The sequence below is a fragment of the Tenacibaculum agarivorans genome (assembly GCF_001936575.1).
Taxonomy (GTDB): domain Bacteria; phylum Bacteroidota; class Bacteroidia; order Flavobacteriales; family Flavobacteriaceae; genus Polaribacter; species Polaribacter agarivorans.
In genome coordinates this window covers 23,569-37,131 of record NZ_MSMP01000021.1, presented here as the reverse complement: position 1 = coordinate 37,131, position 13,563 = coordinate 23,569, and the positions used below count along the sequence as shown (strand labels likewise).

Genomic DNA, 13,563 nt, shown 5'->3' with positions numbered 1-13,563 from the left:
TTGCTAAAAATAAGTAACTCTTAATTGTTGTAAATTATAGCTAACTTTTAGAAATTAGATAACTTGATCAGATATGTGATGTCTTGTTTAGAAGTAAGACTAGTAGAGGTTTCTTTTTTATCTAAAGTGGTGTTTATACTTACAGCAGCAATAATGATTCCTGTTAAGAAAATCAAAAGAAATAATAATATTATTTTACGTAAGTTTTTCACTTTTAAGTAGTTGTTTTTATATATAGACGAGAGAATTTTAGATATGTTACATTTTTCTTAAGATTTTTTTAAGAAAATTTTTTCAGAATAATTCTTTGTAATTTAGTCTGTTGAATATTTTAAATGATTTTATGCCTAGAAAGAAAAAAATTTATAAAAAGAAAGGTAAGGTAATCAAAGACTTAACTCGAAAGATTTTTAGAATTTTGAATGAAGACAGTACTAAGTCTTTTAATTACAAACAAATTGCTAGTAAAATTGCAATTAGTGATACTGAAGGAAGAAACCAGATTATTAAGAAACTAAGTGAACTAGCTTCTTCTCAAAAGATAGTAGAAGTAGAAAAAGGTAAATATAAAATTAACGCTGATCGTAAATACCATATTGGAACTATGGATCTTACGGCAAATGGTAATGGATATTTTATTTGTGATGACTTTGAAGAAGATATTTTTGTGCCTTCAGTAAACTTAAATAAAGCCTTACAAGACGACATTGTTAGAGTATATGTATACAATAAAAGAAAAACGCCAAAACTTGAAGCAGATGTAGTAGAAATTATTGAGAGAGCAAAACAAGAGTTTGTTGGTACGCTTCAAATGAGTAAGAATTTTGGTTTTGTTTTACCTGACAGTCCAAAAATGTATGCTGATATTTTTATTTCTAAAGGAAAATTAAATGGAGCAGATAATGGAGATAAAGTTGTAGCAAAAATTACAGATTGGCCTGATAATTCTAAGAATCCTTTTGGAAAAATTACTCAGATTTTAGGAAGACCTGGTGATCATGACACTGAAATTCATTCTATATTATTAGAATATGGATTACCTTATGAATTTCCTAAAGAAGTAGAAAAAGAAGCAGAAGAATTACCTATTGAAATTACAGCTGAAGAAATTAGTAAAAGAAGAGATATGAGAGAAGATCTTACCTTTACTATTGATCCTAAAGATGCTAAAGATTTTGATGATGCTCTTTCTTTTACCGTATTAGAGAATGGTAATTATGAGATTGGTATTCATATTGCTGATGTATCTCATTATCTACAGTCAAAAACGATTTTAGATGATGAAGCTTATGATAGAGCTACTTCAGTATATTTAGTAGATAGAGTGGTTCCTATGCTTCCAGAAATGCTGTCTAATGGAGTATGTTCATTACGTCCAAATGAAGAAAAATTGACCTTTTCTGCCGTTTTTGAATTAGATGAGAAAGCTAACATTCATAACCAATGGTTTGGTAGAACTGTCACGTATTCTGATAAACGCTTTGCGTATGAGGAAGCGCAAGCAATTATAGAAAATAAAAATAATATAATTCCTCAAGAAGTATCACTTACAGGTTCTGAATACACAGTAGATGATAAGATTGTTGAAGCTACTTTAAAATTAGATGAATTAGCCAAGAAGATGCGTGCAAAGCGTATGAAAGCTGGAGCTATTTCTTTTGATAAAGTGGAAGTAAAGTTCCATTTAGATGAAGAAGCTAATCCAATTGGAGTATTTTTTAAAGAAGGTAAGGATGCTAATAAACTTATAGAAGAGTTTATGTTATTAGCTAACAAAAAAGTAGCAGAATTTATAGGAAAAGGTAAAGGAGGTCGACCTACAAATAAGACTTTTGTATATAGAATTCATGATGAACCTGATGTTGATAAACTAGCTTCTTTACAAAATATTATCTCAAAATTTGGTTATAAAATTGATACTCAATCGAGAGAGTCAACTTCTGAAAGCTTAAATAAATTATTAAAAGACGTTCATGGTAAAGGTGAAGCAAATTTAGTAGAAACACTAGCCATACGTTCTATGAGTAAAGCTGTATATACTACTCAAAACATCGGTCATTACGGTTTAGCATTTGACTATTACAGTCACTTTACCTCGCCAATACGTAGATATCCTGATGTAATGACGCATCGTTTATTACAACATTATTTAGATGGAGGATCTTCTCCAAAAGTTGATGGATATGAAGAACGTTGTAAACACACTTCCAAAATGGAAGAATTAGCTGCTAAGGCAGAACGAGATTCCATAAAATATATGCAAGTAAAATACATGCAAGATCATAAAGATCAGGAATTTCAAGGTGTTATTTCAGGTGTAACTGAATGGGGTATTTATGTTGAAATAGTATCTAATAAATGTGAAGGTATGGTTAGGATTAGAGATATAAAAGATGACTATTATATTTTTGATGAAAAACAGTATGCTGTTATCGGTCAATCTACTCAAGCAATGATTCAATTAGGTGATCCTGTTACAGTTAAAGTAAAACATACAGATTTAGAACGTAAACATTTAGATTTCGAATTGATTTCTCATTAATTTTAACGCTTAAATTATACTATAGATTTCTTTTTTTAGTTTAATTTATAATACTATAATTCCTTTAAAATGAAACAACTACTTTACATTACATTTTGTTTTTTTACACTGTTATCCTCTGCACAAGAGACAATTACGAGAGGTTTAGGAGATTTTGAAATCCTTAAAGTTTATAACGGAATAGATGTAGAATTGATAAAATCTGATAAACAAGAAATTCATATTTCTGGAGAAAAATCAAACAAAGTAAAAGTTAAACAGCAAAATGAAAAACTAAAGATATCTTTAAAATTTCCAGAAACAACAGCAGATGGAAAGGTTAAAGTAATTATTTATTTTAATAAACCTATCCCTGTAATAGATGCTAACGAAGGTTCATCTATTGTATCTGCAGGAATAGAACAGCAACATATTGATATTAAAGCTCAAGAAGGTTCGTACATAAACATGACTGTTAAAATAAAACATTTAACAGTAAAAGCTTCTTCAGCAGGAGTAATTAAATTAAAAGGAGAGGCTAAAAACCAAACTGTAAAATTAGATTTAGGAGCAAATTATCATGGTTATGATTTAATTGTTGAAAACGTGTCTAAAGTCAATGCAGGATCAGGTGCTAAGGCTGAAATTCATACAGGAGAAACTTTAGAAGCTAAAGTTAGTTTTGGTGGTACAATCCTGTATAAAGGTAAGCCTGAAGTTATAGATGAAAAAAAGGTTATTGGTGGAACAATAGAAAGAAGTAACTAAAGTTTTTGCTATCTTTGCTATATCAAATTATAGATGATGAATGCACTATTAATATTTTTAGGTTTTGTAGGACCATGGCAAATCGCCATCATTGTTGTACTAGTAGTTTTACTTTTCGGAGGTAAAAAAATTCCTGAATTAATGAAAGGATTAGGAACTGGTATCAAAGAGTTTAAAGATGCTACCAAAGAAGAAGGTAAAGAAGAAACAGAATAATATTTCTTATTTATATAAAAGTAAAGCTCACTATAATTAGTGAGCTTTTTTAATATTCTTAAGTTTTAGATACTATTCAGTATCATCTTTCTTTTTGTTTTTTGCACGTTTCATAGCTTCACCTATTTGATTACTTGCAGTAAAAGATGCAACCATGTTATTTAACATGTCACTACCAGCTTGAGGTGAATTAGGTAATAATATTAAATTACTATTTGTTTCTTCACCAATAGATTGTAATGTGTCATAGTGCTGTGTTACAACAATTAAAGCAGAAGCTTCTTGGCTATTGATACCAACTTTATTTAATACTTCTACAGATTCTTCCAATCCTCTAGCAATTTCACGTCTCTGATCTGCTATACCTTGACCTTGTAAACGTTTACTCTCAGCTTCAGCTTTTGCCTTTTCTACGATTAAAATACGCTGTGCGTCACCTTCATATTGAGCAGCTATTTTTTCTCTCTCAGAAGCGTTAATTCGGTTCATTGCAGCTTTTACTTGAGCATCAGGATCAATATCTGTTACTAATGTTTTAATGATATCGTATCCATATTCCATCATGGCATCGTTCAATTCAGATTTTACTGCAATTGCTATATCATCTTTCTTAACAAATACATCATCTAACTTCATTTTAGGTACTTCTGCACGTACAACATCAAATACATAACTCGTAATCTGATCATGTGGATAATCTAGCTTATAAAAGGCATCATAAACTTTATCCTTAATAACTTTATACTGTACAGAAACTTTTAAACGAACAAATACATCATCTAAAGTTTTCGTTTCAACAATCACATCTAATTGTTGAATCTTTAAACTTAGTTTACCAGCAATTCTATCTACCAATGGAATTTTTAAATGTAATCCAGATTGACGAATACTGTGAAATTTACCAAAACGCTCAATAATAGCAGCTGTTTGTTGTTTTACTATAAAAAAGGCAGATATTAATAGTACTACCGTTATAAAAATAGCTAAAGGAATAAAGACCATAGTTTAATTTTTTTGTTGATTTGTTTATAAATATAGTTATTTAACTTGCTTATATGACGTAATTTTTTTGAATTGTTACATTATAGCTTAATTTTACCAAAACAAATCAAACTATATGGAACTTATCAAATCAAATATTACAGAAATTCTACTGTTGCTTTTTTTAATTGTTACATTCCTACAATCAGGAATAGACAAGGTAACAGATTGGAAAGGAAATGTGTCTTTCATTACCGAACACTTCAAAAATTCACCATTAAAAAATATGGTCCCTTTATTGTTAGCTGTAATTTTAGTGCTAGAGATTTTAGCAGGAGCTTTAATGTTCGTTGGTATTTTTCATTTAAGTACAACTGGAGTTAAAGAAATAGCTTTAACAGGAACTATACTTTCAGCTCTAAGTTTAATTTTTTTATTAGTTGGCCAGAGACTAGCAAAAGATTATGCAGGAGCAATGACTTTGGCAGTTTATTTTAGTATTGCAATTTTTGGGGTGTATTTATTAAGTAAATAAATCTTATTATAAAAATAATTAAAATAAATTTTAATTATAATAAAAGAGTCTTAAAAACGTTTTTAAGACTCTTTTTATTTTTAATAATATAAATATATAGATATTTTGTGAAATACATTTAAAATAGCTTTAAAATAAGTATTATCTCTTTTTTAGGATATAAATATGGGAAGAATACTCTTTTGAGGTTAATCCTTTTAAATTTGAAAGTAAACCTATATAAAAAGCTTTAATAAGATTACTTTTTCCCTTTTTATATTTTTCTGAAAGTAGTGATACATAAAAAGAATCCAATAACATCGGTTTAGTTTTAATTAATTCCATGTTATGTTCCTTGCTAAGGATATTTATACTTTCTTTTGAAAAATGCCATAAGTGTCTAGGTACATCATAAGCTGCCCAAAATTTCCCGTAATGCTTAGCATCATAACTTCTGTAGTTTGGAACAGCAATAATTAAATATCCATCTTTTTCTAATAAACTATTTATTTTAGAAAGAGTATGATTTAGATCAGGTATATGTTCTAAAACATGCCATAGTGTTATTACATTAAATTTTTTATTATTAATTTCTTGTAATGACCTATGTGGTACTATAGCTTTTTCTTTTGCTTTTTGCCTAGCTTTTTCATTGGGCTCTACTCCTACTATTTCCCAATTATCTTTTTTGCATACTTGTAAAAAATCGCCTGTACCACAACCTAAATCTAAAATCTTTTTCGTTTTTGTTTTTAAATTATCGATGAGTTTTAATTTTTTACCTAGAGCAAACTTCTTAGCAATTTGATATAATTTATTTATCAAGCCATCACTTCTGTCTGTGTGTGATATGTATTCTTCGCTCTCGTAATATTTTTCTAATTGCTCAGGAACCGGATTTGTATATAGAAGATTTAGTTCTTCATTAAGTATTAGATCAAAATTTTCTCTGCTAACAGAATAGTCTTCTGTTGATATGTAAGGAAGAGTTTTTTCTTTGTTTTTTAAATTCATTTACGTTTAAGTTTCACGTGGAACTCTCTGTTTGATTTCGGTAAAAATAGTAAATGTTCCACAAGGAACATTTAATTATTTTATATTATTTAAAGTGTAATTTGAATAAAAAATGCATAACGTTCCATGTGGAACGTTATGCATTTTTATGTGTTATGAGTTTTTTAAATTTAGAGTTTTTTAAACTGCTAATATTTTTATTTCACTTTTTTTACTCTATCCTGTTTTGATAAGTTGAAGTGAATCTATGTATAAATTATTAATTGTAAATCTTTAATGTTTGATGCTGAAATTTTGTTAGTTATTAGTGATTTTTCTGGTGATTGAATTTATCTAAATCAAAAGAAAAGATGTGCTGAATCAAATTTAGAGGAGCTATCGAAAATAAGATTTTCTTTTCTATAATGCATAATTGACCTATTGAATAAGAAAAAGTTCCACATGGAACGTTTGTTTTTATATGTGTTATACGTTTATAAAATTATAGGTTTTTGAACTATCAATATTTTATTGTACTGTTTGTTTTTCCTTCTACTCTATCCTGTTTTGAGAAGTTGAATTGATTTTATGTAATGGGTTGTTAATCGTGAATTTTTGATATTTGATGATTAAATTTTGTTAGTTGCTATTGTTTTCTCTGGTGATTGAGTTTATTCAAATTAAAAGAAAAATATGCTAAATCAAGTTTAATGTAATTATATAGAATATGACTTTTTTTATAGGTATGATTGATTTATGGTGTAAATAAAAAACACCTGTAGTTTTTATTTTAGTGAATTTTTTTATTTGTTTTATAAGATATGGATTTTGCCTTAATACAATTAGAATTAGAAGGTGTTTTAATATTTTAAATCTGTTTAGTTTCTTGTTGTTCTTTTATATTTTCTGAATGTTATAAATGGTTTTCTTGTTGTTTAATGATTAGTTTCTTATTGATACAATTCTATAGATTTTTTGAAAAAAAAAAGTTGAGTTTTGATTCTGAAATAAGATTTATTTACTCTTTAATAAGACTAAAATCTTTTAAGAATTGAATAGTATTTTTAGTTTTTTGATGCACTCCTTCTACTCCATTTTATTTGTTTTTAAAAATTTAATTTAATGAGTTTAGATATTAAATATATATAAAATGATAAATTCTTTCTGTTTTTATGATTTTCTGATGATTGAGTTTATTAAAGTTAGAAAGAAGAATATATCAAGGCTAATGTGTTATTGTTATCAATCTCATCGGGAATAGTTGGAATATGGATTTATTTATGTTTAACTTAATAAAATTGGTTGAAGTTATATCTTTATCTTTAAGTAAGAGTGATGTAGTAGATTGAGTTTTTAAAGATTATAATAACTCTATTTATTTAGATATTATAGTTTGAAGTTAATGTATTCAAGCTTGTTTTATTGTAAAGAAATCTATTGAAATTAGAAAATAAAAAAAACGTTCCACATGGAACGTTTTAGATTTTTGAAGAATTTATCTTCCCATAAATACAAGTAAGACGGATACATCACTTGGAGAAACACCACTTATTCTACTTGCTTGAGAAATACTTGTGGGTTTTATTTTAGTGAGTTTTTCACGAGCTTCATAGGATAGTGATTTTACTTTAGTATAATCGAAATTAGAAGGGATAGGAACGTTTTCTAATCTGTTTAACTTGTCAGCATTGTTCTTCTCTTTTTCTATATATCCTGAATACTTTAAATGGATTTCTACCTGTTCAATGATTTCTTTATCGATGTTGTTCTGATATATGAAATCATTTAATTTTTCGATAACCAATAAGTCGTTAAACGTTAATTGAGGCCTAGCTGCAATCTTATATAATTTCATTGATTGGTTAATAGAAGCTAGATTTTTTAATTCTAAAATAGGGTTTATTTCCTCTTTAGAAACACTTAAATCTTTTAAGAATTGAATAGTGATTTCAGTTTTTTGTTGCTTTTCTTCTACTCTATTCATTCGTTCTTGAGAAGCCAAACCAAGTTTAAATGACTTAGGAGTTAATCGTAAATCAGCATTATCTTGACGTAATAATGTTCTATATTCTGCTCTAGAAGTAAACATTCTATATGGTTCTTCTGTCCCTTTTGTAATCAAGTCATCGATTAAAACACCTATATAAGCTTCACTTCTTTTTAATATAAAAGGTTCTTTGTTTTGTGTTTTTAATGCCGCATTTACACCAGCCATTAATCCTTGTGCAGCTGCTTCTTCATAACCCGTAGTTCCATTAATCTGACCAGCAAAGAATAGGTTTTCTATAAGTTTAGTCTCTAAAGAATGCTTTAATTGAGTAGGTGGAAAGTAATCGTATTCTATAGCATATCCATATCTAAAAAACTTTACATTTTCAAATCCCGGAATTGATCGAATGGCTTTATCTTGTATGTCTTCTGGTAATGAAGTGGAGAAACCATTTACATATATTTCAACTGTATTCCATCCTTCTGGCTCAACAAATATTTGGTGTCTTTCCTTATCTGCGAATCTGTTTATTTTATCTTCAACAGAAGGACAATAACGTGGACCAGTTGATTTAATTCTACCATTAAACATTGGAGACCTATCAAATCCTTCACGTAATAAATCATGTGTAGTTTGATTTGTATAGGTTAAATAACATGATCTCTGCTTTTGTAAAGGTGATGTTACTGGTAAATAGGAGAACTTTTCAGGATTATCATCACCTGGTTGTTCCGTCATTTTAGAATAATCTAAAGATCTTCCATCCACTCTAGGAGGAGTTCCAGTTTTCATTCTCCCCGATTCAAATCCTTTAGCAACTAAATCTTCAGTGATTCCAGTAGATGCTCCTTCTCCTGCTCTACCACCACCAAATGTTTTTTCACCAATATGAATTAATCCATTTAAGAATGTTCCAGCGGTCACAATAACAGATTTTGCTTTTATTTCTAATCCTAAATTAGTTTTTACACCTACTATCATATTTCCATCGAAGATTAAACCATTAACAGAGTCCTGATAAAAATCTAAATTTTCAGTTTGTTCTAGCATGTTTCTCCAGCATTCTGCAAACTGCATTCTGTCTGATTGTGCTCTAGGACTCCACATAGCTGGACCCTTAGATTTATTCAACATCTTAAATTGGATTGCAGTTTTATCAGTAACAATAGCACTATATCCACCTAATGCATCAATCTCACGTACTATTTGTCCTTTAGCAATTCCACCCATGGCAGGGTTACAACTCATTTGTGCAATATTTTGCAAGTTCATTGTAATCAACAATGTTTTTGCTCCCATATTAGCACTAGCAGCTGCAGCTTCACTTCCTGCATGTCCTCCACCTACTACAATAACGTCGTATGTTGTTGTAAATAAACTCATGTTTTACGTAATTTTTATCTATAAATAAAAAGTCCGTTCCACGTGGAACGGACTACAAATTTAAGGTTTTTAAACAAGTATTTTCTTTGTCTCTCATCATTTGTTTCTCATCATCGGTTTTATCTTTGTATCCCATATAATGCAAAACACCATGAATGATAACTCTGTGTAGTTCTTCTTCAATAGGAACATTAAATTCTTGTGCATTCTCTTTTACTCTATCTACAGATATAAAAATATCTCCATTTACCAATTTACCTAATGAGTAATCAAAACTAATGATATCCGTTAACGTGTCATGTTGTAAAAATTCTACATTGATTTTATGAAGATAATCATCGTCACAAAAGATGTAGTTGATTTCTCCTAATTCAAACTCTTCTTTAGTAATACAATCTTTAATCCAATCAGATGTTTTTTGCTCGTCTGATAAAGAAAATGGGGTTTCATAATTAAATGCAATCATTATTATTTCTTTGTGCTAGTCTTAGTATTAAAATATTCTTGAACTTTCTTTTTATACTCTTGCTGCAAAGGTAAAGATTGTCTATTTAAAATTTCAGTTTGATTGTAAAACTGTTTCTTAAATTCGATTTCTTTTGCTCTATTTTTATTGTATTGAATCAGATTTGTGTTAGATTTTCTCTTTTTTTCTTTTCCTTGTTCAAAAGTTGCTTTATCTAATTTTAGTAATTGATAATTTAATCGCTGCATTCTTTGTATCGTACTTTGATTAAAACCTTTTTCTAAAATTTCATTTTCCAGCTGCTCCATTTCTTTCACAGCCTTTTTACCTTGACCATTTCCATCTTTTCCATCCTTAATGGCATCTTCTAATTGTTGTCTCAATTCACTTTGTTGTTTGAAAATTTCATAGAGTTCACCATTCAAGTCATCATTCTGTCCTTTACCTCCTTTTCCCTGTTGTCCTTGTTCACCTTCTTTACCACTTTTATTTCCATCTTTTCCATCTTGTTTTTGACCTTGTTTTCCATTTTTAGGTTTTCCATCATTCCCTTTGCTTTGCATTCCCTTTTTCATTTGATTCATAAGGTTTTCTTGCTTTTGAATAATATCAGGTAAACTAAAAGATTGTCCACTTTTTCCTTGTCCACTTCCACTTCCCGGTTGAGGATTTTGCATTGCATCTAATGTATTACTTAACATATGTGTTAATTCATTTGCAGATGTCATTACATAACGTTGGTTAGAAATACCATTTCTAAATCTACTTTCAGTAAAATTTTCTAATGATTCGTCTAAATTATAATGCGCGTTCGCTAAATGATTTTGGATATCTGAACTAATATCAGGTACACGTAAAGAAAGTACAAACAAACTATCGTCTATATGTTCAAAATATGTTTTTAGTTGATATTGCTTTTTTAAACTCTTTCCAAAATTTGGATGTGATGAATTGATATCAGAAAACTTATCCATCAAACTTTCTTGATCAAAAGAAAAAGTGACTAAATTCTCAACTATTCTTCGTAAATCTTCCATGTTTTCTTCAGCCATTTCGCTATTCATCATTTGCATTGAGTTCTGCATTTTCTGGCTCATTTGTTTCATTTTTTGAGCCGCTTTCTGCTGATTCTTTTTTGCCTGTTGGCTTTTTTGATTTTCTAAATTCTCTTGTGCCTTATTTAATTGTTCATCTGTTTTTTGCTTTAATTCTTCCATAGAAGGTAAATCCATAGGTCTTTTTAATTTCTGATTCTCTTTTTTTAGCGCATCTAGCTCTTTTTTCTGCTCTTCAAATTCTTTTTGAATTTCTTTTTGTTCTTTTAAAGCTTCTTCTTTTTGCTTAGCATCTGCATTTTCATTCTCTTTTTTACTTAATTCTTCTTGTTTTTTTGCTAGTTCGTCTAATTTTTTAGCAATTTGATTCATTTTTTGCTCAACATAATACTGTTTTGCTAATTCTAAAACACGCTCTAAACTCTTTTCTTGTTGTTTATTTTGTTCTGCAAGTTGCTTTGATTTTTTAATAAGATCCTCTTTATTGAGTTTTTCGGCCATTTTTTTCAGCTCGTCTAACAATTTCTTTTGTTTTTCAAGCTTTTTTAACTCTTCTATTCTTTTCTGTAAGCTTTCCTTTTTCTTTTGAAGGCTTTCATTTTCCTCTTTTTTCTCAGAAAAATTCTCTTGTAATTTTTGCGTCTGTCTTTTCATCATATTTTGATACTGTTCTTGACGCTTAATTAAACTTTCAATCTTTTTTTGATCGTTCCAGTTCATATTCTTCTTATTTTGAAGATCAAATTGAACTTTCTCTAGTTCTTGTTTACTATCCTGTTGTTTTTGGAGTGAGTTTTGAAGATTTTGTAAATAGTTTTGTTGTTCGTTTAATAACTCTTTATCTAATTCTTGAGCCGTTTTCTTTCTATAAGAAAACTTTTTACTAACCGCTTTTTTATAACCACTGATAACATCATTATCAAAAACACGAAAAAATAGTTCGTAATCAATTCCCTCTTTTAAATCAAGGTTATCAGGAAATTTAGAAAAGAAACTTTGTACAGATTCTTTAGAAATTTGAATTATTTTTGAATTTTGATTATTAGGATTGTTACTATCATAGTAGACCATTTCTAATTTTTGAAAACCATAATCATCAGAAATCTGCCCAGCAAAGAAAACAGGACCTCTAGAAACACTATCAATGTTAGATTTTACCTCTATACTTGGAAACTCATCAGTTATGGTCTTAATTGAAAAACCTAATTGTTCATAATTTTTAAGCTTAGCATTAGAAGTACTAATCATGTAATCCGTATCATTTAAAATTCTCTTTTTATAGCTAAATTCTTTTTGTGAAACTTTTGTAAATGGTGTTTTTAAGTTATCATGATTGTAGGTAACACTATCAGTATCTGATGCTAATACATTCCAAATTACAGATGTTCCTTGTGGAACAGTGATGCTACTAGCATTATTTAATTCCTCATTTTTCTTTCCTACATAACCAGGATAAATGACTTTCATACTAATATTTTTAATACTTGGTGTGTTAATAATATTAATTTGATAATCAGATGACTTAATACTGTTTGCTTCAATGAAAAATTGAATAGGTTCGTTAACAGCATCATAAGTATATGAAAAAAGTCCTGTGCCATTATTTTCTAAATAATACGATTCATTATTAAAATGTATTTTAGCTTCATTTGGAACAACTTCTCCTTTAGTTTGTATATAAACGGTAATAGGATCTCCTTTAATGACTTCTAAATTTTTTGCAGTAAGTTCAAAATAAAAAGGAGCAGGTGGATTGTATGCCAAACTATGGTTTACCACACGATTAAAACTTTGGTTTAACTTATCTCCAATACCTACTATAAAAGTTAGCAACCATATAAAAAGAGGAATACATAAATATTTTAAGTATTTAATATTTACTGAAAAATTAATAGCCTTAGAAAAAGGAACAGGCTGTAATTCGTTAGATTTTTGAGTAATACTAGCTAATAATAACTCAGATGAATTAGCATCATTTTGTAGTTGTAATACGTTGAGTAATTTGTCTTTTACTTCTGGAAAATGATTACCAATAATTTTAGAAGCATCTTCATTAGAAATTCCTTTTTGTAATCCGAATAATTTAAACAACGGAAATACAATAAAACGAGCTAATAAAAATAATTCCACTGCTACAAATAACCAGAATAAAAATGTTCTAGCATTCGGTTTTAACCAAAGAAAATATTCAATAAAAAGAGTAAATAAAAAGTATAATAATCCAAGAGTTAGGAATAAAATACTACCACGAATTAGCTCATTAGTGTAATATTTTTTACTAAAATGCTGAAGTTTTTCTTCAATATGATTAAAATTACTCATAATCTAAAAATGTTAACTTGTAAATTTAAGTATTTTAAAATTGGAATAACAGTGATAAAATTGTAATAATTCGCCAAATTTTAAGTGTAACATAAAGTTGTCAAAAGCTCTAATTTTCACTGAATTCAGTGGAATTTTGAAGTGGTACAAGAATTAAATTTAGAAAGACTAATGCTACTATTTAAAATTTTATTAGTTACCAAAATAAATTTGAGAACCAACAATTTAAACATGAAAAAACAATTTTTTTTTTATCACATTAGTATTCCTTTTTTTCTCTTGTAGTGACCGAAATGAAGATGACAATACTATAAAAGATTCTAATGACCAAGTTAACATTATCACAAGAGAAGC

Annotated in this window: 10 protein-coding genes; 4 read left to right on the top strand and 6 right to left on the bottom strand. The window is 28.5% G+C overall.

Going from position 1 to position 13,563, the window contains the following annotated elements; genetic code table 11:
• Nucleotides 1–47 precede the first annotated feature (47 nt).
• Nucleotides 48–212 carry a hypothetical protein gene (locus BVC87_RS23475; protein ID WP_159439372.1) on the bottom strand — a complete coding sequence of 55 codons (165 nt, stop codon included), beginning with the start codon at nt 210–212 and terminating at the stop codon, nt 48–50.
• Nucleotides 213–343: 131 nt separating this feature from the next.
• On the opposite strand from BVC87_RS23475, the gene rnr reads away from it, so the two are divergent.
• From rnr to tatA, 3 genes are all read left to right on the top strand, one after another.
• On the top strand, nt 344–2,542 hold the full coding sequence (gene rnr, locus BVC87_RS15505; protein ID WP_075343309.1) for a ribonuclease R: 2,199 nt from the start codon (nt 344–346) through the stop codon (nt 2,540–2,542).
• A 69-nt stretch (nt 2,543–2,611) separates the two neighbouring features.
• Entirely contained in the window at nt 2,612–3,289 is a 678-nt protein-coding gene (locus tag BVC87_RS15500; RefSeq protein WP_075343308.1) for a head GIN domain-containing protein, read from the top strand.
• A gap of 36 nt (nt 3,290–3,325) precedes the next feature.
• Entirely contained in the window at nt 3,326–3,505 is a 180-nt protein-coding gene (gene tatA / locus BVC87_RS15495; protein ID WP_075343367.1) for a twin-arginine translocase TatA/TatE family subunit, read from the top strand.
• A gap of 72 nt (nt 3,506–3,577) precedes the next feature.
• On the opposite strand, the gene BVC87_RS15490 is transcribed toward tatA, so the two are convergent.
• Nucleotides 3,578–4,507 carry an SPFH domain-containing protein gene (locus BVC87_RS15490; RefSeq protein WP_075343307.1) on the bottom strand — a complete coding sequence of 310 codons (930 nt, stop codon included), beginning with the start codon at nt 4,505–4,507 and terminating at the stop codon, nt 3,578–3,580.
• Nucleotides 4,508–4,622: 115 nt separating this feature from the next.
• On the opposite strand from BVC87_RS15490, the gene BVC87_RS15485 reads away from it, so the two are divergent.
• Complete coding sequence (locus BVC87_RS15485; RefSeq protein ID WP_075343306.1) at nt 4,623–5,021, top strand: DoxX family protein; 399 nt, start codon at nt 4,623–4,625, stop codon at nt 5,019–5,021.
• Nucleotides 5,022–5,162: 141 nt separating this feature from the next.
• Here the strand turns inward: BVC87_RS15485 and BVC87_RS15480 are convergent, their stop codons facing one another.
• The 4 genes from BVC87_RS15480 to BVC87_RS15465 form a co-directional block, all read right to left on the bottom strand.
• Entirely contained in the window at nt 5,163–6,014 is an 852-nt protein-coding gene (locus tag BVC87_RS15480) for a class I SAM-dependent methyltransferase (RefSeq protein ID WP_075343305.1), read from the bottom strand.
• 1,474 nt (nt 6,015–7,488) lie between these two features.
• Nucleotides 7,489–9,366: a tRNA uridine-5-carboxymethylaminomethyl(34) synthesis enzyme MnmG gene (gene mnmG / locus BVC87_RS15475; RefSeq protein WP_075343304.1), complete on the bottom strand. Its 1,878-nt coding sequence runs from the start codon at nt 9,364–9,366 to the stop codon at nt 7,489–7,491.
• Between the two features lie 52 nt (nt 9,367–9,418).
• Nucleotides 9,419–9,832 (bottom strand): rRNA maturation RNase YbeY, encoded by a 414-nt coding sequence (gene ybeY / locus BVC87_RS15470; protein ID WP_075343303.1) that lies wholly within the window; start codon nt 9,830–9,832, stop codon nt 9,419–9,421.
• 2 nt (nt 9,833–9,834) lie between these two features.
• A complete protein-coding gene (locus tag BVC87_RS15465; protein ID WP_075343302.1) occupies nt 9,835–13,209 on the bottom strand; it encodes a DUF4175 family protein in 3,375 nt (1,124 codons plus the stop codon).
• Nucleotides 13,210–13,563: the final 354 nt, after the last annotated feature.